Annotated in this window: 27 protein-coding genes; 15 read left to right on the forward strand and 12 right to left on the reverse strand. The window is 72.5% G+C overall.

The genetic code is table 11. The features are described from left to right. A complete protein-coding gene (rpmB, locus tag MUY14_RS27690; RefSeq protein WP_003091970.1) occupies positions 1 to 192 on the forward strand; it encodes a 50S ribosomal protein L28 in 192 nt (63 codons plus the stop codon). Between the two features lie 49 nt (positions 193 to 241). On the opposite strand, the gene MUY14_RS27695 is transcribed toward rpmB, so the two are convergent. The 3 genes from MUY14_RS27695 to MUY14_RS27705 all read right to left on the reverse strand — a co-directional run bounded on the left by MUY14_RS27695 (position 242) and on the right by MUY14_RS27705 (position 2,312). Further along, positions 242 to 1,012 carry an alpha/beta fold hydrolase gene (locus tag MUY14_RS27695; protein WP_247013353.1) on the reverse strand — a complete coding sequence of 257 codons (771 nt, stop codon included), beginning with the start codon at positions 1,010 to 1,012 and terminating at the stop codon, positions 242 to 244. Positions 1,013 to 1,073: 61 nt separating this feature from the next. Beyond that, positions 1,074 to 1,751 (reverse strand): uracil-DNA glycosylase, encoded by a 678-nt coding sequence (locus MUY14_RS27700; RefSeq protein ID WP_247013355.1) that lies wholly within the window; start codon positions 1,749 to 1,751, stop codon positions 1,074 to 1,076. 30 nt (positions 1,752 to 1,781) lie between these two features. Then, complete coding sequence (locus MUY14_RS27705; protein WP_247013357.1) at positions 1,782 to 2,312, reverse strand: gamma carbonic anhydrase family protein; 531 nt, start codon at positions 2,310 to 2,312, stop codon at positions 1,782 to 1,784. Between the two features lie 91 nt (positions 2,313 to 2,403). Between MUY14_RS27705 and MUY14_RS27710 the strand changes: the two genes are divergently transcribed. Beyond that, positions 2,404 to 3,558 carry a glycoside hydrolase family 27 protein gene (locus tag MUY14_RS27710; protein WP_247013360.1) on the forward strand — a complete coding sequence of 385 codons (1,155 nt, stop codon included), beginning with the start codon at positions 2,404 to 2,406 and terminating at the stop codon, positions 3,556 to 3,558. On the opposite strand, the gene MUY14_RS27715 is transcribed toward MUY14_RS27710, so the two are convergent. Together MUY14_RS27715 and MUY14_RS27720 are read right to left on the reverse strand one after the other, a co-directional pair. After that, positions 3,545 to 4,024 carry a GNAT family N-acetyltransferase gene (locus MUY14_RS27715; RefSeq protein WP_247013362.1) on the reverse strand — a complete coding sequence of 160 codons (480 nt, stop codon included), beginning with the start codon at positions 4,022 to 4,024 and terminating at the stop codon, positions 3,545 to 3,547. The genes MUY14_RS27710 and MUY14_RS27715 overlap by 14 nt on opposite strands. Before the next feature lie 16 nt (positions 4,025 to 4,040). Continuing rightward, the gene (locus MUY14_RS27720; RefSeq protein ID WP_247013364.1) at positions 4,041 to 4,997 is read right to left on the reverse strand and encodes a thiamine-phosphate kinase; all 957 of its coding nucleotides are present in this window, start codon (positions 4,995 to 4,997) and stop codon (positions 4,041 to 4,043) included. Positions 4,998 to 5,122: 125 nt separating this feature from the next. Between MUY14_RS27720 and MUY14_RS27725 the strand changes: the two genes are divergently transcribed. Then, positions 5,123 to 5,356: an Lrp/AsnC family transcriptional regulator gene (locus MUY14_RS27725; protein WP_247013365.1), complete on the forward strand. Its 234-nt coding sequence runs from the start codon at positions 5,123 to 5,125 to the stop codon at positions 5,354 to 5,356. 67 nt (positions 5,357 to 5,423) lie between these two features. Next, on the forward strand, positions 5,424 to 5,960 hold the full coding sequence (locus tag MUY14_RS27730) for a DUF3515 domain-containing protein (RefSeq protein WP_247013367.1): 537 nt from the start codon (positions 5,424 to 5,426) through the stop codon (positions 5,958 to 5,960). Here the strand turns inward: MUY14_RS27730 and MUY14_RS27735 are convergent. After that, a complete protein-coding gene (locus tag MUY14_RS27735; RefSeq protein WP_247013369.1) occupies positions 5,957 to 7,051 on the reverse strand; it encodes a D-alanine--D-alanine ligase family protein in 1,095 nt (364 codons plus the stop codon). The genes MUY14_RS27730 and MUY14_RS27735 overlap by 4 nt on opposite strands. Positions 7,052 to 7,578: 527 nt before the next feature. Next, positions 7,579 to 8,949: a PLP-dependent aminotransferase family protein gene (locus MUY14_RS27740; RefSeq protein ID WP_247013371.1), complete on the reverse strand. Its 1,371-nt coding sequence runs from the start codon at positions 8,947 to 8,949 to the stop codon at positions 7,579 to 7,581. 80 nt (positions 8,950 to 9,029) lie between these two features. On the opposite strand from MUY14_RS27740, the gene MUY14_RS27745 reads away from it, so the two are divergent. Both MUY14_RS27745 and MUY14_RS27750 read left to right on the forward strand, forming a co-directional pair. Further along, positions 9,030 to 9,671, forward strand: a complete 642-nt coding sequence (locus MUY14_RS27745; protein WP_247013373.1) for a pyridoxamine 5'-phosphate oxidase family protein — start codon at positions 9,030 to 9,032, stop codon at positions 9,669 to 9,671. Between the two features lie 71 nt (positions 9,672 to 9,742). Beyond that, a complete protein-coding gene (locus MUY14_RS27750) occupies positions 9,743 to 10,336 on the forward strand; it encodes a dihydrofolate reductase family protein (RefSeq protein ID WP_247013375.1) in 594 nt (197 codons plus the stop codon). On the opposite strand, the gene MUY14_RS27755 is transcribed toward MUY14_RS27750, so the two are convergent. Beyond that, the gene (locus tag MUY14_RS27755; RefSeq protein ID WP_247013377.1) at positions 10,302 to 11,735 is read right to left on the reverse strand and encodes a cell wall metabolism sensor histidine kinase WalK; all 1,434 of its coding nucleotides are present in this window, start codon (positions 11,733 to 11,735) and stop codon (positions 10,302 to 10,304) included. The two genes, MUY14_RS27750 and MUY14_RS27755, sit on opposite strands and share 35 nt — an antisense overlap. After that, entirely contained in the window at positions 11,732 to 12,442 is a 711-nt protein-coding gene (locus tag MUY14_RS27760) for a response regulator transcription factor (RefSeq protein WP_247013379.1), read from the reverse strand. The genes MUY14_RS27755 and MUY14_RS27760 overlap by 4 nt, the downstream gene beginning before the upstream one ends. A 147-nt stretch (positions 12,443 to 12,589) precedes the next feature. On the opposite strand from MUY14_RS27760, the gene MUY14_RS27765 reads away from it, so the two are divergent. The 6 genes from MUY14_RS27765 to MUY14_RS27790 all read left to right on the forward strand — a co-directional run bounded on the left by MUY14_RS27765 (position 12,590) and on the right by MUY14_RS27790 (position 17,380). Then, entirely contained in the window at positions 12,590 to 13,936 is a 1,347-nt protein-coding gene (locus MUY14_RS27765; protein WP_247025268.1) for a ferric reductase-like transmembrane domain-containing protein, read from the forward strand. Between the two features lie 13 nt (positions 13,937 to 13,949). Beyond that, positions 13,950 to 14,393: an FMN-binding protein gene (locus tag MUY14_RS27770; protein WP_247013381.1), complete on the forward strand. Its 444-nt coding sequence runs from the start codon at positions 13,950 to 13,952 to the stop codon at positions 14,391 to 14,393. Further along, positions 14,390 to 15,130, forward strand: coding sequence for an FAD:protein FMN transferase (locus MUY14_RS27775; RefSeq protein WP_247013383.1), 741 nt, complete (start codon positions 14,390 to 14,392; stop codon positions 15,128 to 15,130). The genes MUY14_RS27770 and MUY14_RS27775 overlap by 4 nt, the downstream gene beginning before the upstream one ends. A gap of 63 nt (positions 15,131 to 15,193) precedes the next feature. Next, on the forward strand, positions 15,194 to 15,574 hold the full coding sequence (locus MUY14_RS27780) for a VOC family protein (RefSeq protein ID WP_247013386.1): 381 nt from the start codon (positions 15,194 to 15,196) through the stop codon (positions 15,572 to 15,574). Then, entirely contained in the window at positions 15,571 to 16,392 is an 822-nt protein-coding gene (locus MUY14_RS27785) for a bifunctional 2-polyprenyl-6-hydroxyphenol methylase/3-demethylubiquinol 3-O-methyltransferase UbiG (protein ID WP_247013388.1), read from the forward strand. Before MUY14_RS27780 ends, MUY14_RS27785 begins: the two co-directional genes overlap by 4 nt. Positions 16,393 to 16,405: 13 nt before the next feature. Then, positions 16,406 to 17,380 (forward strand): asparaginase, encoded by a 975-nt coding sequence (locus MUY14_RS27790; protein ID WP_247013390.1) that lies wholly within the window; start codon positions 16,406 to 16,408, stop codon positions 17,378 to 17,380. Between the two features lie 5 nt (positions 17,381 to 17,385). Here MUY14_RS27790 and MUY14_RS27795 read toward each other — a convergent pair whose 3' ends face one another. From MUY14_RS27795 to MUY14_RS27805, 3 genes are all read right to left on the reverse strand, one after another. Further along, the gene (locus MUY14_RS27795; RefSeq protein ID WP_247013392.1) at positions 17,386 to 17,865 is read right to left on the reverse strand and encodes a cysteine dioxygenase family protein; all 480 of its coding nucleotides are present in this window, start codon (positions 17,863 to 17,865) and stop codon (positions 17,386 to 17,388) included. 178 nt (positions 17,866 to 18,043) lie between these two features. After that, on the reverse strand, positions 18,044 to 19,060 hold the full coding sequence (locus MUY14_RS27800; protein WP_247013394.1) for an NAD(P)H-dependent glycerol-3-phosphate dehydrogenase: 1,017 nt from the start codon (positions 19,058 to 19,060) through the stop codon (positions 18,044 to 18,046). Next, a complete protein-coding gene (locus MUY14_RS27805) occupies positions 19,060 to 19,764 on the reverse strand; it encodes a 1-acyl-sn-glycerol-3-phosphate acyltransferase (RefSeq protein ID WP_247013396.1) in 705 nt (234 codons plus the stop codon). Before MUY14_RS27805 ends, MUY14_RS27800 begins: the two co-directional genes overlap by 1 nt. A gap of 404 nt (positions 19,765 to 20,168) precedes the next feature. Between MUY14_RS27805 and cofC the strand changes: the two genes are divergently transcribed. The 3 genes from cofC to MUY14_RS27820 are packed head-to-tail and all read left to right on the forward strand — an operon-like array spanning position 20,169 to position 24,161. Beyond that, entirely contained in the window at positions 20,169 to 20,789 is a 621-nt protein-coding gene (gene cofC / locus MUY14_RS27810) for a 2-phospho-L-lactate guanylyltransferase (RefSeq protein WP_247013400.1), read from the forward strand. Between the two features lie 55 nt (positions 20,790 to 20,844). Beyond that, positions 20,845 to 23,211 carry an RNA degradosome polyphosphate kinase gene (locus MUY14_RS27815; protein ID WP_247013402.1) on the forward strand — a complete coding sequence of 789 codons (2,367 nt, stop codon included), beginning with the start codon at positions 20,845 to 20,847 and terminating at the stop codon, positions 23,209 to 23,211. Further along, positions 23,208 to 24,161, forward strand: a complete 954-nt coding sequence (locus tag MUY14_RS27820) for an NUDIX hydrolase (protein WP_247013404.1) — start codon at positions 23,208 to 23,210, stop codon at positions 24,159 to 24,161. Before MUY14_RS27815 ends, MUY14_RS27820 begins: the two co-directional genes overlap by 4 nt. Positions 24,162 to 24,184 lie beyond the last annotated feature (23 nt).

A 24,184-nucleotide genomic window follows, 5' to 3' on the forward strand; every position in this document is an offset into this window, starting at 1 on the left:
GTGGCTGCCGTGTGCGACGTCTGTGGCAAGGGACCCGGCTTCGGCAAGTCGGTCTCGCACTCCCACCGCCGTACCAACCGCCGGTGGAACCCGAACATCCAGACCGTCCACGCCAAGGTGGGTGTGTCCCAGCGCAAGCGCTTGAACGTGTGCACCTCGTGCATCAAGGCGGGCAAGGTCGTTCGCGGCTGAGGCGAGAAGAGTTTGGGTGGCGGGTGCTCCTCGGAGCACCCGCCATTTTTTATTTCAGGAAGTCCGTCAGCAGCGGCTTGAGCGTCTCCGGGTACTGGAGCACGCCGTGGTCCTGCCCCGCCAGGGTTTCGTGCCGCGCCCCCGGCACCGCCTCGGCGGCCACGCGCGCGCCCGCCTGGAGCCCCTCGGGGCTCGCGCCGCCGCCGATCACCAGCGCCGGGACCGCGATCTTCGCCAGGTGGTCCAGCCGCGGGCGGGCGCCCGGGCCGCAGATCGTCAGGTCGTACGGGAGCGTGTGCGCCAGGCCGGTGAACCAGCCCCACACCGGGGCCTGCTTCATCCCTTCGACCATCTCTTCCGGCGTGCCCGCCACCATCAGGAACGTCTTCACGGCGCCGTCGCGGTCACCCGCCGCGAGCTGGGCCCGCACCTGCCCGAGGACGTCGCCCCGGTCCTGGTCCGGGGTCGCGTACGGCGGTTCGTAGGCCACCAGCCGGTCGATGCCGATGCCCGCCGCGGCCGCCTCCAGGGCGAGGACCGCGCCCGACGAGTGGCCGAACACCGACGCCGTCCCGCCGGCGTGGGCGATCAGCGCCGCGATGTCCTCGATCTCCCGCTCGACCGCGTAGTCCGGCGAGTCGCCGGAGTCGCCGCGCCCGCGCCGGTCGTAGGCGATCGTCGTGAAGTCCGCGGCCAGGACTTCCGCCAGGCCCGCGACGGTCGTGCGGTCGTTGAACGCGCCGCCCACGAGGATCACCGGCGCGCCGGAACCGCGCTGCTCGAAGAAGATCGGCGTGCCGTCGGCCGAAGTGACGTTCATGGTGCCCTCCAAGGTCCGTTTCCCCTTGGTCGGAGCCGACACTCCGATCCGGACACCGAACCTACGGGAGTTTCCAGTCGACCGGGGCCGCGCCCTGCTTCTCCAGCATTTCGTTCGCGCGGCTGAACGGCCGCGACCCGAAGAAGCCGTTGTGCGCCGAGAGCGGGCTGGGGTGCGCCGACTCGATGCACGGGACCTCGCCCAGCAGCGGGCGCAGGTTGCGGGCGTTGCGGCCCCAGAGGATCGCGACCATCGGCTCCGACCGGGCCGCGAGGGCCTTGATCGCCTGCTCGGTGACCTCTTCCCAGCCCTTGCCCTGGTGCGAGTTCGACTTGCCGGGCTGCACGGTCAGCGCCCTGTTGAGCAGCAGCACGCCCTGGTCGGCCCACGGCGTCAGGTCGCCGTTGGCCGGCAGCGGGTGGCCGAGGTCGTCGGCGTACTCCTTGTAGATGTTGACCAGGCTCTTCGGGATCGGCCGGACGTCCGGCGCCACCGAGAAGCTCAGGCCGACGGCGTGCCCGGGCGTCGGGTACGGGTCCTGGCCCACGATGAGCACGCGCACGTCGTGGAACGGCTGCTTGAACGCCCGCAGCACGTGTTCACCTGCCGGCAGGTACGTCCGGCCCGCGGCGATCTCCGCGCGGAGGAACTCCCCCATCGCGGCGACCTGCGGCGCCACCGGTTCCAGGGCCTCGGCCCAGCCTGCCTCGACGATGTCCTGCAGCGGTCGTGCGGTCACGGCGCGCAAGCCTACCGGGCGTGGGCGAGGTCACCCGAGCGGGTCGAGCCGCCGCAGCTCGGTCCGGAACCGCTGCCCGCGCCCGACGTAGGAATCCACCACCATGGCGATGCTCTCCGGGCCGAACGACTTGTTCTCCCGCACCTTCGCGGGCACGCCGAGCGCGATCTCCCCGGTCTTGACGTACGAGCCGTACGAGAGCACCGCGCCCGCGCCGACCATGCCGCCGTCCTCGATCACCGAGCCGTTGAGCACCACCGAACCGGACGCGATCAGGCAGCCGGTGCCGATCGTCGCGCCCTCGACGTGCACCGCGTGCCCGATCGCCGACGACGGCCCGAGGATCGTCGGGTGCCGCTCGGTGCAGTGCAGGACGCAGCCGTCCTGGACGTTCGAGCGCTCGCCGATCTCGATGTAGCCGTGGTCTCCGCGCAGCACGGTCTGCGGCCAGACGGACGCGAACGCGCCGATCCGGACGTCGCCGATCACCGTGGCGTCCGGGTGGACGTAGGCGTCGGGGTGGATCGTCGGCTCGAGCGAACCGAGTGCGTAGATCGGCATGCCGCCTCCGGTGACTGCGGTTTCACGTGCCGTGCGATTGGATCACGGCATCGCCTCGAACCGGAACGCCAGTACCGGGAGCACGGCCCTCGTGCTCCTCCTCATCGTGCTGACCTGGCTGCTCAGCCTGACCGCCCCGCCGCCATCGCGGGCGAACGACCTGGCCGCCACGCCGCCGATGGGCTGGAACAGCTGGAACCAGGTCCGCTGCTACGACCTCACCGAGGACGTCGTCAAGCGGGCGGCCGACGCCCTCGCCGACACCGGTCTGCGTGACGCGGGTTACCAGTACGTCGTCGTAGACGACTGCTGGCAGGCCCCCGCCCGGGCCGCGGACGGCTCGCTGCAGGCGGATCCGAAGCGGTTCCCGCACGGCATCGCCGAGCTCGCCGACTACGTGCACTCGCGCGGCCTGTTCTTCGGCATCTACGCGGTGCCCGGCAGCCGGACGTGCGCGATGGCCAACGACGCCTACCCCGCGTCCGGCATCGGCTCGCTCGGCCACGAACGCCAGGACGCCGAGACGTTCGACCGCTGGGGCGTCGACTACCTCAAGTACGACTGGTGCAACGCCGACACCGTCGACGGCCTCGACCGGAAGGCCGCGTTCGCGAAGATGCGCGACGAGCTCGCCGCGCTGCCCCGCCCGATCGTCTACGCGATCTCCGAATACGGCGTCTCGAGCCCGTGGACCTGGGCGCGGCCGGTGGCGAACCTCTGGCGCACGACCGACGACCTCGTCCCGACCTGGGACTCGGTGCTCGCGACGATCGACCAGCAGGCCGGCGTCGCCGTCCACAGCGGCGCTCCCGGCGGCTGGAACGACCCGGACATGCTGCAGGTCGGCAACGGCACGCTGACCGCCGACGAGTCCCGCGCGCACTTCAGCGTCTGGGCCGTGCTGAACGCGCCGCTGTTCGCCGGCACCGACCCGGCGAAGCTGGGTGACGCGGATCTCACGACGCTCGCCAACCCCGAGGCGATCGCCGTCGACCAGGACTTCGCGGGCGGACAGGGACGGCGGCTCGACGCGGGCCCCGGCTACCAGGTGTGGGGAAAACCGTTGACCGGCGGCGGTTTCGCGGTGGTGCTGCTCAACACCGGCAGCACCACCGCGACCGTCTCCGCGTCGATCCCCGGCTCGTGGACCGTCCGGGACGTGTGGGCGCACCAAGAGGTCGGCACCGGCGTCTCGGCGTCCCTGCGGCCGCACGCGGCGGCCCTGCTGAAGCTCACTCCGAGGTGAGGTCCTTGCCGAAGCAGCGGCTTTCCGGCTCGTTCTTGTAGACGCCGAAGTTCGGGATCTCGGCGTAGCCGGACGACGTGTAGAGCGCGATGGCCTCGGGCTGCTTGGTGCCGGTCTCCAGGACCGCGCGCTTGCGGCCGCACAGCGCCGCCGTGCGTTCCAGCTCGGACAGGATCATCCGCGCGAACCCGCGGCCGCGGGCGGAATCGGCGACGTACATCCGCTTGAACTCGGCGTCGCCGTCCCGGAAGTCCGGCGCGGGGCCGTCGTGGGCGCGCCACGCACCGCACGCGACGGCTTCCCCGCCCTGGTAGCCGATGAGGAACAGGCCCTCCGGCGGGTCGAAGTCCGCCGGGCTCATCGGGGTGGCGTCCTCACTGCCGTAGCGCTCGACGTACACCTGCTGCACCGCGGCCATGAGCTTGGCCGCGTCGGGGTGGTCGTAGGGGACCGGAACGATTCTCACGCTTCCCGAGCCTAGATCAGCGCCAGTGCGTCCAGCCCGCTTCTCGCGAAAACGGTTTCCCGTCCACGGTGATCCCGGAGTCGGCCATCGTGACGACGCCGATCGTGCGCCAGCCCTCGGGCAGCTCGGCGAAGGGCGGGAACGTGGCCACGAGGGCGTGGTCCTCCCCGCCGGTCAGCACCCAGTCCAGGGGGTCCGCGCCCAGCGCGGCGCCGACTTCGGTGAGCCGCGCGGGGACGTCGAGGTCGGCGGTGCGGACGTCGATGCCGACGCCGGAGGCCTCACCGATGTGGGCCAGGTCGGCGAGGAGGCCGTCGGAGACGTCGATCATCGCGGTGGCCCCGGCGAGCGCGGCGCGCGGACCGGCCTCGTACGGCGGTTCCGGGCAGCGCTGGGCGTTGACGACGCCGACCGGGGAGCGGAACCCGCGCCCGAGCACGGCCAGCCCGGCGGCGGCCCAGCCGAGCCGCCCGCAGACCGCGAGGAGGTCGCCGGGCCGGGCGCCCGAGCGCGTCACCGGTTCGCGGTCGCCCAGGTCGCCGAGCGCGGTGACGCTGATCACGAGCTGGTCGGCGCGCACCATGTCGCCGCCGGAAACGCCGACGCCGGCGCGCTCGGCCTCGGCCCACATGCCGTCGGCGAGGCCGGTGACGACCTCGCGGGGGGTGTCGGGCGGGCAGGCGATCCCGACCAGGACGGTGGTCGGCGTGGCGCCCATGGCGGCGATGTCGGCCAGGTTGACCGCGACGGCCTTGCGCCCGACGTGCTCGGGCGGCGACCAGTCGAGCCGGAAGTGCACGCCCTGCACGAGCACGTCGGTGCTGGCGACCACGCGGCCGTCGGGCGCGGCGACGACGGCGGCGTCGTCACCCGGGCCGAGCAGCGTGCCCGGCGGCTGGCGCCGTCCTTCGGTGACGGCGCGGATGAGCGCGAACTCCCCGGTCTCGGCGACCGTTCCGTCGTTCGGTGACACCGGTCACCTCTGCTTTCTCTACCGGGACAAAGAGTCGATCACCGATAGTCGGATGCCCTATGTTTTTCGATGAGCTGGCGATACGTTCCTACCTGAGCTGACCGATCCCGACGAAAGGGCGCGCCGTGGTCCACGCATACATCCTCATCCAGACCGAGGTCGGCAAGGCAGCCGCGGTGGCGGCCGAGATCTCGAGCATCCCGGGCGTGACCAGCTCGGAGGATGTCACCGGACCGTACGACGTCATCGTCCGGGCGACCGCCGACAGTGTCGACCAGCTGGGCCAGCTCGTGGTCGCGAAGGTGCAGAACGTGGAAGGCATCACGCGGACGCTGACCTGCCCGGTCGTGCACCTCTGAGCAGTGCGGCCCCTGGGGGGACGACCCCCCGGACCCCCCGAAAAGACTTCGGTGGTGTAGTGGTCCGGTGCCTGATTCCGACACCGGAGCCCCTCCCCGCGTGGTGCTCGTCACCGCGACCGCGCTCGCCGTGGCCCTGGCGGTCGCCGTCGCCGTCTTCGCGCTGACCCAGCGCTCCTCCTCGGACACCGCGGGACCGCTGCCCTTGGTCCCGGTGCCGGCGCCCTTCGCGGGTTCACCCGGCTGCACGACGCTGCTGGGCGCGGTGCCGACGGAACTGACGTCCAACGGGGCTTCTCTGAAGGTGCGCGCCTTGGCCGACCCGGCCCCGCCGGCGACGGTCGCGTGGGGCACGGACGACCCGCTGGTGCTGCGCTGCGGCCTGAACCGGCCCCCGGAGCTGACCCCGACGGCGGCGCTGCGGCTGGTGAACAAGGTGCAGTGGCTGCAGGTGCCGGGCGAAGGCGCGTCGACGTGGTACGTCGTGGACCGCGAGGTCTACGCGGCGCTCACGGTGCCGGACAGCGCCGGGACCGGGCCGTTGCAGCAGATCTCGGACACGGTGGCCGCGAAGCTCGCGCCGCAGCCGCTGCGGTTCTCCTAGCGCAGACCCGTCCCGCGGGCGATCGCGGTGTCGACGAGGGTGCTCAGCAGCGTCGGGTAGTCCACGCCGGTGACCTCCCACATCTTCGGGTAGGCGGACTTCGTCGTGAAGCCGGGCATGGTGTTGACCTCGTTGATGGTCAGCTCGCCGTCTTCGCCGACGAAGAAGTCGACGCGGGCCAGGCCCTGGCAGTCGAGCGCCTTGAAGGCTTCCACGGCCATGGCGCGGAGCTTTTCGGTGAGGGCGTCGTCGAGCTTGGCCGGGATGTCCAGCTCGGCGTCGTCCCCGAGGTACTTGGTTTCGAAGTCGTACCAAGCGTTTTCGTCTTCGGACAGCACGCGGATCTCGGCGGGCAGCGACGCCTCGACGCGGCCGTCCGGGAATTCCAGCACGCCGCATTCGACCTCGCGGCCCACGACGGCGGCCTCCACGAGCACCTTCGGATCGGTGGCGCGGGCCAGCTCGATGGCGGCGTCGAGGTCGTCCCACGCGGTCACCCGGCTGATCCCGACCGACGACCCGGCGCGCGACGGCTTGACGAAGACGGGCAGGCCGAGCCTGCTCTTGGCCTGCTCGTCCAAAGTGGACTGGTCACGGCGGAGCGCGGTGTAGGTCCCGACCGGAAGCCCTTCGGCGGCAAGGAGTTTCTTCGCCGTCTCCTTGTCCATGGCGGCCGCACTGGCGAGGACGCCGGGCCCGACGTACGGGATGCCGGCGAGTTCGAGGAGGCCCTGGATGGTGCCGTCCTCGCCGAAGGCGCCGTGCAGCACCGGGAAGACGACGTCCACTTGGGAAAGGAGCTCGCTTTCCCGCCCGGCCTCGACGGCGACGAGCCCCTGGCTGGAGGGGTCACCGGCGAGGACGAGGCCCTTGCCGTCGTCGACGGAGGGGAGTTCCCGGCCGCGGATGGCGAGCTGCGCGGAGTCGCCGGTGCCGAGCACCCAGCGGCCTTCGCGGGTGATCCCGACCGGCACGGCCTCGAACCGCGCGGGGTCCAGGTGGCCCAGCACACTGCCCGCGGACAGGCAGGAAATGGTGTGCTCGCTGCTGCGCCCACCGAACACGACGGCCACCCGGATCTTCTCGCTCATGGTGAGCCACCGTACCCGGTGACCTCGCGGAACAGCCCAGCCCCGTGCGACGGGCGGCGGCCGGTGAGCGGCGAACGCAACCGGCGAGGGGCGTGGCACGTCCGGAACGTCGAGGCACCGCTGGGCCTGCCGGCTCCCGGCTCCGGCTCGCGACGGCGCGCCGGGCACCAGCCGGTGCCGGCACGAGCCTCAGCGCAGCAAGGACACCAGCGCCGGCAGCGCGGCGACTCCTGGTTCCCGGCGGCACGGCGGGCGCCAGCCGGTGCCGCGAAGTCTTGAACGAGTCATTCAGGACCTCCCACGTCCGGGCTCCGGCAAAGTCGGATCGGCCGCCCCAGGTCCGGCGGCCCGTACTGTCATGAAAGACCCTTTCACCTCGCCGGACGCGGTGAAAGGGTCTTTCATGACGTCCGGCTTCGGGAATCATGGCCGGGTGCCCTGGCCTGTCCGGCGACTTTGCCGGAGCCCCGACCTCCCCGTCCTGAATGACTCATTCAAGACTTCTGGACCGGGCAGCGGCACGCTCCTCAGCGCAGCAAGGACACCAGCGTCGGCAAAGCGGCCGCCAGCGCGTCCCGCGAACACCCCGCGTACCCGATCGCCACGCCGTGCGCGGACGGCGTGTCCGCGAAGTGCCGCGCCAGTCCGTCCAGCCGGATCCCGCGCCGCTCGGCCGAAGCGATCACGCCGGCTTCCACCGCGGCCGAGGAGAACGGCACCACCAGGTGCGCGCCCGCGTCGTCGCCGCGGACCGGGATGTCCGCCGCCGCCAGCGCGCCCGCCAGCAACGTCCGCCGCTCGGCCATCTCCCGGCGCAGCTTCCGCAGGTGCCGCCCCAGATCGCCGTTGCGGGCGAACTCGTACAACACCCGCTGCCCCGCCGGCGACGGCCGCGTTCCGGTCAGGTCCCGGTACGCCAGCACCGCCGACGTGATCGCCTCCGGCGCCACCATCCACCCGGCGCCCAGCGTCGGCGTGAGGATCTTCGACGTCGTCCCCAGGTGCACCACGACGTCCGGGGCCAGCGCCGCCAGCATCGGCAGCGGGGCGACGTCGAAGCGCAGTTCGCCGTCGTAGTCGTCCTCGATGACCAGCATCCCGGCCGACCTGGCCAGCTCCACCAGCGACACCCGCCGCGCCGCGCTCAGCCGGCTGCCCATCGGGTACTGGTGCGCCGGCGAGCAGTACACCGCCCGCGCGCCCGGCGGGATCGCGTCCGGGCGCAGGCCCTCCTCGTCCACCGGCACTCCCACGACCCGCATGCCCGCGCGGCGGAACGCCTGCACCGCGCGCTGGTAGCCGGGTTCTTCGACGGCGACGACGTCCCCGCGTTCCAGCACCGCCGCGGCCAGCTCGACCACCGCCGCCGTCGTGCCGCCGGTCGCGAGCACCGAGCCCGCGGCGAGACCGCGGTGGCGCAGCAGGTGTTCCGACACCGCCGCGCGGTACTCGGGCAGGCCCGCGCGGTGGGCGCGGCTCAGCGGCTCGGGGTCGGCCGCCGCCCGCCAGGCGCGGCGCCAGGCCGCGCGGTCGAGGCCCTCCGCCCACGGCGTGCCGGGGCCCAGGTCGAGCAGCGAAGGCGTCACGGCCTCGGGCGCCGGGACGGCGGGCGCCGGCACCTGCGAAGCCGAAAACGACGGCGGCGTCGTCACGTACGTCCCGGACCCGTGCCGCCCGGCGATCCAGCCCTCGGCGTGCAGCTGCTCGTACGCCGCCGACGTCACGGTGCGGCTGACGCCGAGCCGGCCGGCCAGCGCCCGCGTCGACGGGAGCCGGTCACCGCCGCGGAGGTGACCGGAAGCGGCGGCCTCGCGCAGCGCGTCGGCCAGCTGGACGGCCAGCGGCGTGACGGCGGCGCGGTCGAGGCTGACCGGGAGCGCGGTGTCGGCGTGGGACACGGGACCTCCTCGAGTGGACTTCCCAAGTGTACGAGAAGTGGACGTTTTCCGATGCCACTGCGCCGGGAGACGCTGATCGCATGCTTTCCCCCACCCCCCGCACCACGCTCGGCCGGAAGAAGCACCGCGCGGCGACCGACCGTTCGGCGCTGCACGCGGTCCTCGACGAAGGGCTCATCTGCCACCTCGGCGTCGTCCGCGACGGCGTCCCACTGGTCCTCCCGACCGGCTACGGCCGCGACGGCGACACGCTCTACCTGCACGGATCGACCGGCGCGGCCAGCCTCCGCACGGCGTCGCGGGACCTCGAGGTGTGCGTCACGGTGACGCTCCTGGACGGGATCGTGTACTCGCGCTCGGTGAACAACCACTCGATGAACTACCGCAGCGCGGTCATCCTCGGGCAGGCGAAGCCGGTCGAGGAGGCCGAAGCGAAGATGCACGGCCTGAAGGTGCTCACCGACCACCTGGCGCCGGGCTCGTGGGACCACGCGCGCGAGGTCAACGCGAAGGAGTTCGCCGCGGTGAGCGTGCTCGCCCTCGACCTCACCGAGGCGTCGGTGAAGATGCGCGCGGAGGGCCCGGGCGACGAGCCGGAGGACGTCGAGGCGGACGCGGCGTGGGCCGGGGTGCTGCCGGTGCGGACCGTGTTCGGGGCGCCGGAGCCGTCCGAGGACCTCTCCCCCGGCTGGGCGGTGCCGGAGCACGTCGCCGGCCGCTGAGCGGGTGTCGATCCGCGCGGGTGCCGTTCGTGTAGCGGGTGGCAGCTCCCCCGCAGCGGAAGGACACGGAAATGCGCGCGCTCGGCGTCACCATGAACGTCACCCTCGACGGCGTCGTCCAGGGCCCCGGAAGGCCCGGCGAGGATACCCGCGGCGGCTTCCGCCACGGCGGCTGGGGCACCCGGTACCAGGATCACGTCCTGGCCGAAGAGATGGGCCGCGGCATGAGCCGGGCCGGCGACATGCTCTTCGGCCGCCGGACGTGGGAGGACTTCACGGCGGCGTGGAGCGGGCGCGAGGACGGCAACCCGTTCACCACGCACCTGAACGCCGTCACCAAGTACGTCGCCTCGGCCACCCTCGACGACGCGGGCGCGTGGCAGAACTCGGTGCTGCTGCGCGGGGACGCGACGCGGACCGTCGCCGAGCTGAAGGCCGGTCCCGGCGCCGATCTCTCGGTCGTCGGGAGCGCGTCGCTCGTGCGGGCGCTGCACGCGGCCGGCCTGGTCGACCGCTACACGCTGCTGATCCACCCACTGACGCTGGGCACCGGCGCGCGGCTCTTCGACGAAGCCGCGCCGCTCACCGAGTTCACGCTCACCCGCAGCGTCACGACCACCAAGGGCGTGCTCATCGCCCACTACGACCGGCGAGCGGCAGCCTGACCGTGAACTCCGTGCGGCCCGGCTCCGAAGCGACCGAAACCGTGCCGCCGTGGGCCGTCACCAGGGACTGGACCACCGAAAGCCCCAGGCCGGTGCCGCCGTTGCCGCGGGTGCGGGAGTCGTCCACGCGGAAGAAGCGGTCGAAGATCCGCTCCTGGTCGGCCGGCGCGATCCCCGGCCCGGCGTCGGTGACCGCCACGACGGCCTCGCCGGGGGAAGAGCTCACCGAGACGTGCACCGGCGTCCCCGGCGGGGTGTGCACGGCGGCGTTGGCCAGCAGGTTGTCGAGCACCTGCCGCAGCCGCAGCGGGTCCGCGGAAACGAAAGCCGGTGCGAGCGAAGAAGAAACCGGGTGGTCCGGCCGGCCGGCGGCGAACGCGTCCGCCGCGTCGCCGGCCAGCTCGGCCAGGTCGACGCGCTCGGGCCGCAACGGCGTCTCGGCCGCTCGCGCGTCGAGGCGGGCCAGCAGCAGGAGGTCGTCGACGAGCACCGTCATCCGCGCGGTCTCCTCGCGGATCTTGGCCAGGTGCGCCTCCCGTTCCGCCGGCTCGTTCGCCGCCGCGTAGCGGAAGAGGTCCGCGTAACCGCGGATCGACGTCAGCGGCGTGCGCAGCTCGTGCGACGCGTCCGCGACGAACCGGCGCAGGCGCTCGTTCGCCTCGGTCTTCGCCGCCAGCGACGTGTCGATGTGCGCCAGCATCACGTTGAACGCCGTCCGCAGCTCGTCGACCTCCGCGCCGCCGCCGGTGCCCGACGCGCGCGCCGGCAGGGCCGGGCTCGCCGTGAGGTCGTGGGACGCGATGTCGTGCGCAGTCCCGGCCATATCGGCCAGCGGGCGCAGGCCGCGGCGCAGCACCAGCCGTCCGACGACCACCAGGACGCCGAGGGCGAGCGAAAACGCGGCCACCTCGACCCAGATCAGCTGCTGCACGGTGCCGTCGAGGTCCTTCTGCGGGGCGGCCGAGAGCAGCACCGAGCCGTTGTCGACCGGGCAGGCGCGCACCCGGTACGGGCCGTCGTCGGACAGGAAGATGTTACGGGTGACGTCGCCGTTCACCGCTTCGGCGGCGATCTTCGCCAGCTGCTTGGCGTTGCCCGGCAGCCGGCCGCCGGGCTCGGGTGTCGCGACGCCGTCGCGCACCTTGTACAGCGCCGAATACCAGGAGTACACCGACTGCGGCGAGCCGTGCGTCTCGCGCAGCAGCGGCAGCTGGGTGTTCTGGCTCTTCGACAGCTGCTCGTCGAGCCGCCGGTCGAGGTAGCCGTGCATGATCCCGACCATCGTGACGCCGACGGCCGCGAACACGACCAGCGCGAGCGCCCCGAGGCCGAGTGTGATCCGGGTGCCCAGCCGCGTGCGCTGCCAGGCCCTGTACCACTTCGCGAAGAAGCGCTTCACCGGTTGGCCTGGCGCACGACGTACCCGACGCCGCGCACGGTGTGGATCAGCGGTTCGCCCCCGCCCGCGTCGACCTTGCGCCGCAGGTGCGAGATGACCAGTTCGACCACATTGGACCGGCCGCCGAAGTCGTACTCCCAGACGTGGTCGAGGATCTGCGCCTTGGTGAGCACCGACGGCGACCGGCGCATGAGGTAGCGCAGCAGTTCGTACTCGGTCGGGGTCAGCTCGGCGGCGCGCTCGCCGCGGCGGACCTCGCGGCTGTCCTCGTCCAGCGTGAGGTCCCCGACCCGCAGCACCGCGCCGCGCGCGGCGGACTGCGCACCGCCGTGGCTGCGCCGCAGCACCGCCCGCAGCCGCGCCATCAGCTCCTCGACGGAAAACGGTTTCACGAGGTAGTCGTCACCTCCGCGGGTGAGCCCGGCGATCCGGTCGGCCGTCGCGTCCTTGGCCGTGAGGAACACCACGGGGACCGCGTTGCCGTTCTCGCGCAGGCGGTCGAGCACGGTGAAGCCGTCGAGGTCGGGCAGCATCAGGTCGAGCACGACGATGTCCGGGGCGAACGCCGCCGCCTCGGTCAGCGCGGCCTTGCCGGACCCCGCCGTGACCGCCTGCCAGCCCTCGTACCGGGCGACGGTGGCGACGAGGTCGGCGATGTGCGGCTCGTCGTCGACGACGAGCAGGCGCACGGTCTCGGAGGTCTGCACCTCCCCATCTTCTCCCGGCGCGCGCGGAGCGGGCGAGCCGTGGCGCGGGCCGACAGGAATCCGACAGGCCGCACCCAGCCGCGCCACAGGCTGCGTGGCGAGGCTGGCCCTCGTGAACCGAAACCGAAGGGGATCCGTGTGACCACCATGACGCAGACCGCCGAGGCCGCGCGCCCGGCGATCCGCCCCCGGATCGCCGCGAAATCCGGCCTCTTCACCTTCCTGGGCGCCAACGTGGCGGCCGTCACCGCGCTGTTCGCGCAGGCCGGCCTGTCGCAGAACGTGCTCATCAGCATCGGGCGGCTCGCCGGGATGTACGGCGCGCTGGCGATGGCCTTCCAGCTGCTGCTCGTGGCCCGGCTGCCCTGGCTGGACCGGCGGATCGGGATGGACCGGCTCACCACCTGGCACCGCTGGACCGGCTTCACGATCCTGTGGACCCTGCTCGCGCACCTGGTGTTCATCGCCTTCGGCTACGCGGAGGTGTCCGACAAGGGCGTCGTCGACGAGCTGGTCGAGATGGCGAACACCCTCGAAGGCATCCTGCGCGCGCTGGTCGCGTTCGCCGTGATCCTGATCGTGGGCGCGGCCTCGGCGAAGTTCGCGCGCAAGCGGCTGGCCTACGAGACCTGGCACTTCATCCACCTCTACACCTACGCCGCGGTGCTGCTGGCGTTCACCCACCAGATCGCGCTGGGCCAGTCGTTCGCCGGTTCCGAGCAGGCGAAGGCGTACTGGTGGACGCTCTGGCTGGGCGCGGGCGCCGCGGTGCTCGCCGGGCGCGTCGTGCTCCCGCTGTGGCGCAACGTGCGCCACCAGCTGCGGGTCACCGCGGTGGTTTCCGAGGCCCCGGACGTCGTTTCGGTGTACATGACCGGCAAGCACCTGGACAAGATGCCGGCGCGGGCGGGCCAGTTCTTCCTGTGGCGGTTCCTCACGAAGGACCGCTGGTGGCAGGCCAATCCCTTCTCGCTGTCCGCCGCGCCCGACGGCCGCACGCTGCGGCTGACCGCGAAGGCGCTCGGCGGTTCCAGTGCGTCGCTGCGGAACCTGCGCGTCGGGACGCGGGTGTTCGCCGAAGGCCCGTACGGCGCCTTCACGACCATCCACCAGCGGCGGCCCAACGCGCTGCTCGTCGCCGGCGGCGTCGGCATCACGCCGATCCGCGCGCTGCTGGAGGACATCGACGGGCACGTCGTCGTGCTGTACCGGGTCCGCAACCAGGCCGACGCGGTGCTGCTGCCGGAGCTGAACGGGCTGGCCAAGGCCCGGGGCGCCGACATCAGCGTCCTCACCGGACCGGACCAGGCGGTCGGCCCGCGCGGGGCGATGCTCGGACCGGCGAACCTGCACATGATGGTGCCGGACGTGCACGACCGGGACGTGTTCGTCTGCGGCCCGCCGGGGATGACGGCGGCCGTGCTGCGCAGCCTGCGCGAGCTGAAGGTGCCGAAGACCCAGGTCCACGCCGAACGCTTCAGCCTCGCGGCCTAGGGGGATTTCCACCATGAAGAAGACCATTTTCGTCGTCGCGCTCTCGATCGCCGGGTTCATCTCGGTCTGGCGGTTCGAGCCGGGGCCGGTGCACAACACCGCCGCCGTCGTGCAGGCGCCGCCCAGCACGAGCGCCCCCGCCCCCTCGGCGGCACCGTCGACCGCACCCTCCACTTCGGACAGTTCGAACGCGACGGTGACGACGCAGGGCTCGGCCGAGTCCAGCACCTACGGGACCGTGCAGGTGCAGGTGACGTTCACCGGTTCGCGGCTCACCGCGATCACGCTGTTGCAGGCGCCGAACGAAGGCCGCGCGCTCACCGCGTTGCCGCGGCTGCAGGACGAGGCGATGCAGGCGCAGAGCGCGGACATCGACACGATCACCGGCGCGACCGAGACGAGCGAGTCGTACAAGACGTCGCTGCAGGCCGCGATCGACGCGCGGGGGAACAGATGACCACCCGCGTCGAACAGGTGATGGGCCTGCCGATCTCGCTCGACCTGCGCGACGACGGGGATTTCGCCGAGGCCGTCGGCGACGTCTTCGGCTGGTTCCACGACGTCGACGCCCGGTTCAGCCCGTTCAAGGCGGACAGCGAAGTCAGCCGGTACGACCGCGGCGAGCTCGCGGCCGCCGAACTGAGCGACGACCTCCTGGAGGTCCTGGAACTCTGCGCGTACTACGAGCAGCTTTCCGGCGGTGCGTTCCGCGCGCGGCTGCCCGGGCGCGGCCTCGACCCGTGCGCGGTGGTGAAGGGCTGGGCGGTGCAGCGCGCCGCCGACATGCTGAAAGCCGAAGGCGCGACGACGTTCTGCCTCAACGCGGGCGGCGACGTCGTCACCGCGGGCGAGCCGGAGCCGGGCCGCCCGTGGCGCGTCGGCGTCCGCCACCCCGAGCAGCCGCTGGCGGTGTGCGCGGTGCTGGAGTCGCGCAACGGCGCGATCGCGACGTCGGCGGCGTACGAACGCGGCTCCCACATCGTCGACGGCCGCTCGGGAACGCCCGCGACGGGACTGATGAGCGTCACGGTCGTGGCGTCCGACCTGGTCACCGCGGACGCGCTGGCCACGGCGGCGTTCGCGATGGGCGAGGAGGGCATCACGTGGGCGGCCGACCGGCCGGACTGCGAGATCCTCATCGTCGACGACAGCCGCCGCGTCCACCGGACGGCGGGGCTCTCGCTGGCGTCTTAAATCGGTTCGCCCCGGCGCTCCGGCTGAGCCAGACTCGGCGGCACCCGTCTGCCGAGGAGTGCCATGCCTTCGTCCGTCCTGCACGTGTCCGTCGACTGCGCCGATCCGTACCGGCTCTGCCAGTTCTGGAGCGAGGTCACCGGAAAGCCGGTCCCCGAGGAGGACCAGCCCGGCGACGACGAGTGCGGCATCGCGCTCGAGGGCGGCATCGACCTGCTGTTCCTGCGGGTCCCCGAGCCGAAGACGGTGAAGAACCGGCTCCACGTCTGCCTGCAACCGGACGTCGCCCGCGACGACGAGGTCGAGCGCATCCTCGGCCTGGGCGCGACGCTGGTCGACGACCTCCGCAAGCCCGACGGCACCGGCTGGGCGGTGCTCGCCGACCCCGAAGGCAACGAGTTCTGCGTCCTGCGCAGCGCGGCCGAGCGCGCGGCGACGTCGTGACGGACTCGTTCGCCGTCAACAAGGCCAACTGGGACGAGCGCGCGCAGCTGCACGCGGCTTCGCCGGACTACAACTTCGCCGGCTTCGCCGCGGATCCCGCGTACCTGAGCGCCGTCGTGCGGTTCGACCGGCCGCGCCTCGGCGACATCGGCGGCCTGCGCACGGTGCACCTGCAGTGCCACATCGGCACGGACACGGTGTCGCTCGCGCGGCTCGGCGCTCGGGTGACCGGCTTGGACTTCTCGGGCGCGGCGCTGGCGGAAGCACGGAAGCTGGCCGAGGCGGCGGGCGCGGCGATCGACTTCCACGAAGCCGACGTCCACGACGCCGTCGAAGTGCTGGGCGCCGGCGAGTTCGACCTGGTCTACACCGGGATCGGGGCGCTGTGCTGGCTGCCGTCGGCGGCACGCTGGGCGTCGGTGGTCGCCGGCCTGCTGCGCCCGGGCGGGCGGCTCTTCATCCGGGAGGGTCACCCGATGCTGGGGACGCTGGACGAGAACGACCCGGCGGCGCCGCGCTACCCGTACTTCGAGCACGCCGAGCCGCTGGTGTTCGACGAGCCCGGGACCTACGTCGCCACCGACCGGCCGCTCACCCACAGCGTCAGCCACTCGTGGAACCACTCGCTGGGCGAGATCATCACCGCGCTGCTGGACAACGGCCTGACGCTGACCGCGTTCACCGAGCACGACAGCGTCCCGTGGAACGCGATCCCCGGCCAGATGACGCACGACGAAGCCGCCGACGAGTGGCGGCTGAAGGACACACCCTCGCGGCTCGCGGCGAGCTACACGCTCCAGGCCGTCAAGAACGGCTGAATAGGGTGACCGCATGACCTTGATCGCGGTCGCCACCCTCGGCGGAACCATCTCGATGGCCCCGGTCGCCGACGCCGGTGCCGTTCCCCGGCTGGGCGCCGCCGAGCTGCTCGGCGGGCTCGGTGACCTGCCGGTGGACGTTCTCGCCGAAACCCTCGCGGGAATCGGCAGCGCGTCGATGGACTTCGCGACGCTGCTGCGCTGCCGCGACTGGGGCCTGCGGCAGGACGCCGACGGGTTCGTCGTCGTGCAGGGCACCGACACCCTCGAAGAGACCGCGTACTTCCTCGACCTCTGCTGGCCGTCGGAGATCCCCGTGGTCGTCACCGGCGCGATGCGCAACGCGGGCCTGCTCAGCCCGGACGGCCCGGCGAACCTGCGCAACGCGCTGACCGTGGCCGCCGATCCCCGCAGCCGCGGGCGGGGCGCGCTGGTGACGCTGAACGACGACGTCCACGCGGCGCGGTGGGTGCGGAAAGCGCATTCGAGCCGGCTCGACGCGTTCACGTCGGCGCCCGCGGGGCCGCTGGGGATGGTCGTGGAGCACGCGGTGCACTACTTCCACCCCTCGCCGCCGCGGCCGCCGGCACTCACCGGCGAGGACTTCGGCGGGCTGGTCCCGGTGGTCGAAACGGGTCTCGACGACCCGGGCGAGGTCCTCGCGCACGCGGCCGCGCAGCCGGGGGTGCGCGGGATCGTGCTGGCGGCGACGGGCGCGGGCCACGTCTCGTCCGGCACGGCCGACGTCGTCGCGCGGCTGGTGGATTCCTTGCCCGTGGTGGTCGCTTCGCGGACCGGCGCGGGACCGACGCTGCGCTCGACGTACGGCTTCCACGGCTCGGAGTCGAGCCTGATCGCGATGGGCGCCACGATGGCGGGCTGGCTGGACGCGCGCAAGGCGCGGATCCTGCTGCGCACGCTGCTGGCGTCCGGCGCGGACCGGGACGCGATCGAGCGCGGGTTCCGCCTGCGCGGCGACCTGGACTGAGTGCTTCAGTCCAGGACCGGGCCGCCCAGCGGGTCGAGGTGGTAGGAGCGCATCTCGCGCTCGGCGTCGCGGTAGACGTGGACCGACACCGCCGGGTCCGGGCCGTCGTTGCGCACCTCGTGCACGTACCCCGGGCCGAACACCCGCGACTGCCCCACCGCGAGGGCGTGCAGCTCGGTGACCGCGCGCCCGCCCGGGGCCCGGCGCGCCACGGCCTCCGTCAGGTGCCCGCCGACCACGGTGAACGCACCGCTGGCGAACGCGTGGTCGTGCAGGTCGGTGTGCTGGCCGGGCAGCCAGCTCAGCAGCCAGACCTCCTGCTGCTCGTCCTTCTCGACGAGCGCCGCGAAACGCTGGTCGGGGTCGTAGCGCAGGAGGTGCTTCCAGCGGTCGCGGTCGGCGGCGACCTCGAGCGCGACGCGCACCGGGTGGCGCAGCGCGGGGTTTTCGGGACGCAGCAGGGTGTTGTCCGGAACGGCGAACATGGGGGTCCTCACGGAAGTGTCGGGCTGGGCCGGGGCTGGGTTCACCGACAACAGCGACACGCGCGCACGACGGCGCGGCGACCCGTGGGGCCCCGCAGCTCGGTCATCTCGTGCGCGAACATGCGACCAGAGTCGCAGCCGCTCCCCGCCCGGTCAAGACGTCCCACCTGCCGGGAGATCAGGACCACTCGTGCTTTTGCGACCGCCCGAGCAGCTCCGCGCCCGCCCGCCGCGGGTCGACGCCTTCGTGGCAGACGCGGTGCATCGCGTCGGTGATCGGCATGTCGACCCCGACACTCCGCGCGAGCGCCCTGATCGAAGAGCACGACATGACGCCCTCGGCGACCTGCCCGCCGCCCGCCGCCTGCGCCTGTTCGAGCGTCTCGCCGCGGCCGAGGCGCTCGCCGAACGTCCGGTTGCGAGAAAGCGGCGACGAGCAGGTCGCGACCAGGTCGCCGACCCCGGCGAGCCCGGCGAACGTCAGCGGGTCGGCGCCCAGCTTCGCGCCGAGCCGGGCCATCTCGGCCAGGCCGCGGGTGATGAGCGTCGCCATCGTGTTGGTGCCGAGCCCGAGGCCGGCGGCCATGCCGGTGCTGAGCGCGATGACGTTCTTGCAGGCGCCGCCGAGCTCGCAGCCGACGACGTCGGTGTTGGTGTAGGGCCGGAAGTAGGAGTTGGCGCAGGCGCGCTGGATCGCGACGGCGCGCTCGTGGTCGGCGCAGGCCAGCACGGAGGCGGACGGCTGCCCGGCGGCGATCTCCTTGGCCAGGTTCGGCCCGGTGACGACGACGACGTCGCCGGCGTCGATCCCGACGATCTCGCCGATCACCTCGCTCATCCGCTTGAGCGTGCCGAGCTCGACGCCCTTGGCGAGGCTGACGAGGATCGCCTCCGGCGGCAGCAGACCGCGCCACGACGTCAGGTTGGCGCGCAAGCTCTGGCTGGGCACGGCGAGCACGACAGCTTCGGCGCCTTCGAGCGCTTTCGCCGCGTCGCTGGTCGCGGTGATGTTCTCCGGCAGGGCGACGCCGGGCAGGTACGCGCTGTTGGCGTGCCGCTCGCGGATGTCTTCGGCGACCTCGTCGCGGCGCGCCCAGAGCGTGACGTCGCGCCCGGCGTCCCCGAGGACCTTCGCGAACGCGGTGCCCCACGACCCGGCCCCGAGCACGGTGACCCGCTGCACGTCGGCGCGCATCAGGCCGGCTCCCCCGGCTTCTCCGACGGCGGTTCCTCGTCGCGGATCTCGCCGAGCAGCCGGGTCACCTCGTCCATCATGACCTTGGTGACCTCACGCAGCTTCGACGCGCTGCGGACGCTGCCTTCGCGGTAGGCCGACAGGTCGAGCGGGTCGCCGACGCGGTGGGTGATGGTCTTGCGCGGGAACGGCTTGAACTTCTTGGTGTAGCCGTTGAAGAGCTCGCTGGTGCCCCAGCGGGCGATGGGGATCACGGGGACGTCGTTCTGGATCGCGAGCCGCGCGGCGCCGGTGAAGGACTCCTTCGGCCAGCCGGCCGGGTCCTTGGTGATGGTGCCTTCGGGGTAGATCACGACGACCTTGCCCGCCTGCAGCGCCTCGTGCGCGGCCTTGAGGCTGTCCCCGGCGGCGGCCGACCCGCGCGAGACGGGGATCTGCCCGGAGCCGACGAAGATCTTCCCGAAGATCGGGGTCCGGGTCAGGCTTTCCTTGCCGAGGAACCGCGGCACCCGCTTCGCCCGGTGCACGAAGACGGCGTCGACGACGGGGTCGAGGTGCGAGATGTGGTTCAGCACGAGCAGCGCGGGCCCCTGCCGCGGCACCTTCTCGTCCCCGACGTAGACCCGCCGCGCGATCCCGGTGACCGGGTAGAACAGTACGGCGGCGAGCCCCACCCAGAAGCCACCCTTTTCACGCCGGGCCACGATCTCCTCCTCAACCTACGAAGTCCGGGGTTGATCCTGCCGCGCCGGGGTCGGAGCAGTCCAGGGAGGGTGCGTTCGGGTGCCGCCGAGGTGTTCGGAGGCGGCCGGGCGCCCTGGTGGAGGCCCGGTTGCGTGGCCCGGCGCCGGCCACGAACACCGGCACGGCCCCGCCCCCGCACGGCATGAACGACCCGTTCACCTCGCCAGAGACGGTGAAAGGGTCTTTCATGACGTCCGGTCGGGTGCCCGGCCCGTCCGGCGACTTTGCCGGAGCCCTGTCGTCCGACGCCGTGAACGACCCGTTCACGACCTCCGCCCCCCAGGTTGTCCACAAGTGCTCTCACCTGTGGACAACCCACCCCGCACCCCGGCACGGGCCCGGCCTTTCCGGTAAAGATGGACACGTGGACGTTGACCTGGTCGTGCCGATGAAACACCCCCGCGACGGCAAGTCGCGGCTGCGTGGCGCGGTCGAACCGGACCACCACCCGGCACTGGTACTCGCGCTGGCCGCCGACACGCTCGCCGCCGTCGTCTCGGCCGGGCAGGTCCGGCGCGTCCTGCTCGTCGCGGCCGACCCGCGAGCCGTCGCCGAACTCGCCGAGCTCGGCGTCGAAATCATCCCCGAACCACCCCGAGGAGGTCTCAACGAAGCTTTCCGCCACGGCGAAGCAAGGCTGCGCGCGGACGACCCGGCGGCCGTCGTCGGCGCCCTCCAAGCCGACCTCCCGGCCCTGCGGGCAGGCGACCTGACGGCGGCGATCGCGGAATCGGCGAACCGGCGCGCCTTCGTGGCCGATCGCCAGGGCACCGGCACCACGCTCCTGCTCTCCGCCCCCGGCGCCCCCCTCGACCCGCGTTTCGGGGTCGGCTCGGCCGAAGCGCACCGCCGCTCCGGAGCCGTCGCGCTGCAAGCGGCGCTCGCCACCCTCCGCAGCGACGTCGACACCCCGGACGATCTCGCCCACGTACGCGCGCTGGGTGTCGGAAAACACACGGCGGAAGCCTGTGCGGTACCGCGCTGAGCTGTTCACCTGACCTTCACCGCGCCCTGCGCAATTCCGCGTGGCTTGGTGAAGAATGGGGTCCGTGAGCACAGACGACGGCGGCACGCCCGCACCGCGGAGGCGACGGAACCCGGCCAGCGGATCTTCGGAGACCGCGAAGAAGAGCACCACCGGCCGGGCGAGCACAGCCAAGAAGGTCCCGTCGAAAGCCACCGCACGCGACACCGCCGCCCGGGCCACCGCCGGGAAGCCCCGAGCGCGCAAGGCCACCCCGGCGACCACCCGCCGCCGCAGCTCCGCGCACGGCAACGGGCGCAACGCCGAGGAGTTCCGCGCGGTGCCGTCGGCGCCGCCCGCGGTCACCACCGCGCCCGCCGCCGTCGAGACGCTGCCGGACGACCGGTACTTCAACCGCGAGCTGTCGTGGCAGGACTTCAACGCGCGCGTGCTCGCGCTGGCCGAGGACGAGTCGCAGCCGCTGCTGGAGCGGACGAAGTTCCTCGCCATCTTCGCGTCCAATCTGGACGAGTTCTACATGGTCCGCGTCGCCGGCCTGAAGCGCCGCGACGAGACCGGCCTGCTGGTGCGCAGCGCGGACGGGCTCACCCCGCGCGAGCAGCTGGGCTACATCGCCAAGCGCAACCAGGACCTGGTCGAGCGCCAGACCGGCGCGTTCGAGAAGCACCTGCGCCCGCAGCTGGCCGAGCACGACATCCACATCGTCGGCTGGGCCGACCTGTCCGGCGCCGACCAGCTGCGGCTGTCGAGCTACTTCTCCGAGCAGATCTTCCCGGTGCTGACGCCGCTGGCCGTCGACCCCGCGCACCCGTTCCCGTACATCTCGGGCCTCTCGCTCAACCTCGCGGTGACGGTCCGCGACCCGGAGGGCGGCACCGAGCGGTTCGCCAGGGTGAAGGTGCCGAGCAACGTGCCGCGGCTGATGCGCGTCGAGACCGACCGCGCCAGCCGCACCGCGACCTTCCTGCCGCTCGAAGAGCTGATCGCCGCACACCTCGGCGAGCTGTTCACCGGCATGGACGTCACCGAGCACCACGTCTTCCGCGTCACCCGCAACGCCGACTTCGAGGTCGACGAGGACCGCGACGAGGACCTCCTGCAGGCCCTCGAGCGCGAGCTGGCGCAGCGCCGGTTCGGCCCGCCGGTGCGCCTCGAGGTCGCGCAGGACATGAGCGAGCACATGCTCGAGCTGCTGCTGCGCGAGCTGGACGTCGACCCGGCCGACGTCGTCGAGGTGCCCGGCCTGCTGGACCTGACCTGCCTGCACCAGCTGTCCGGGGTGGACCGCAAGGAGCTCAAGGACCGGCCGTTCGTCCCGGCGACGCACCCGGCGTTCGGCGAGCGCGAGACGCCGAAGAGCGTCTTCGCCACGCTGCGCGAGGGCGACGTGCTGGTGCACCACCCGTACGACTCGTTCTCCACCAGCGTCCAGCGGTTCATCGAGCAGGCGGCGGCCGACTCGAAGGTCCTCGCGATCAAGCAGACGCTGTACCGGACCTCGGGCGACTCCCCGATCGTCGACGCGCTGATCGACGCCGCGGAGGCGGGCAAGCAGGTCGTCGCGCTGGTCGAGATCAAGGCGCGGTTCGACGAGCAGGCCAACATCACGTGGGCGCGGACACTGGAGCGCGCGGGCGTGCACGTCGTCTACGGCCTGGTCGGGCTGAAGACGCACTGCAAGGTGTCGATGATCGTGCGCCAGGAGGGCTCGACCATCCGCCGCTACTGCCACATCGGCACCGGCAACTACAACCCGAAGACCGCGCGGCTCTACGAGGACATCGGCCTGTTCACCGCCGACCCGAGCATCGGCGCGGACGTCACCGACCTGTTCAACGTGCTCACCGGCTACTCCCGCCAGGACACCTACCGGACGATCCTCACGTCGCCGCACGGCATCCGCCGCGGCATCGTCCGCGCGATCGGCGAAGAGATCGAGCTGGCGCGGGCCGGGCAGCAGGCCGGGATCCGGATCAAGTGCAACTCGCTGGTCGACGAGCAGGTCATCGACGCGCTCTACCACGCGTCGCAGGCCGGGGTGCCGGTCGAGATCGTGGTGCGCGGCATCTGCACGCTGAAGCCCGGCGTCGAAGGGCTGTCGGAGAACATCCACGTCCGGTCGATCCTGGGCCGGTTCCTGGAGCACTCGCGGGTCTTCCACTTCCGCGCGGGCGGCACGCACTGGATCGGCAGCGCCGACATGATGCACCGGAACCTGGACCGGCGGATCGAAGCGCTGGTGCGGGTGAAGGACCCGAAGCTGACGCGGCAGCTCGACGACATCTTCGACTCGGCGCTCGACCCGGCGACGCGTTGCTGGGTGCTGACCGAAAGCGGCGAGTGGGCACCGTTCCCGGCCGACGGCTCGCGGGTGCGCGACCACCAGCTGGAGCTGGCGAAGCTGCACGGGGCCGCCGGATGACCCACGAGGTACGGGCGGCCGGCGCGGTGCTGTGGCGCGTCGCCGGCGGGGTGACCGAGGTCGCCCTGGTCCACCGCCCGCGGTACGACGACTGGTCGATGCCGAAGGGGAAGCTCGACGCGGGCGAGACGAGCGCCGAAGCCGCCGTCCGCGAAGTGCGTGAGGAGACCGGGTTCGCCGCGGTCCTGGGGCGCTACGTGGCGCAGACGACGTACGCGGTGCCGTCGCGCGGCGGCTCCGGGACGGTGCCGAAGACGGTCGACTACTTCGCCGCGGAAGCGGTTTCCGGCGAGTTCGCCGAAAACGACGAGGTCGACGAACTGCGCTGGCTGGCGCCGACGGCGGCGGAGAAGCTGCTGACGCGGCCGGGCGACGTGCGCGTGCTGCGGGCGTTCTGCGAGCTGCCCGTCGGCCTGTCGAAGGTGCTGCTGGTGCGGCACGCGAAAGCGGGTAAGCGCGACGAGTGGACCGGCGACGACGACCTGCGGCCGCTCTCGGAAGCGGGCCTGCGGCAGGCGGCCGCGGTGCGGCGCGTGGTCGCGCTGTTCGGGCCGGACCGGGTGCTGTCGGCGCCGCGGCTGCGGTGCGTGCAGACGGTGCACGGCATCGCGGACGACCTCGGCACCGAAGTCCGCCACGAACCGCTGTTCTCGGAAGAGGGCTACTGGCCGGACCCGGTCCTCGGCGTGGCGCGGCTGCTGGCCGTGGCCGGCGACGGCGGGACACCGGTGGTGTCCAGCCAGGGCGGCGTGATCCCGGACCTGGTGAGCGCACTGGCCGACCGCGACGGCGTCGAGCTTTCCGCCGCGCGAGGCGGGGTCGTGCCCAGCAAGAAGGGCTCGTTCTGGGTCCTGTCGTTCCGCCCGCCGACGGCCGAGGAGGGCCCGCTGCTGCTGGCGGCGGACTACTACCCGAGCGCCCTCCCGGCCCCCGCGCCCACCCGCTCCTGAGTACTCCCCGCCACGAGACAGCG

Origin of the sequence: Amycolatopsis sp. FBCC-B4732 (assembly GCF_023008405.1) — a bacterium.
In the GTDB taxonomy this organism is placed as follows: Bacteria; Actinomycetota; Actinomycetes; order Mycobacteriales; family Pseudonocardiaceae; genus Amycolatopsis; species Amycolatopsis pretoriensis_A.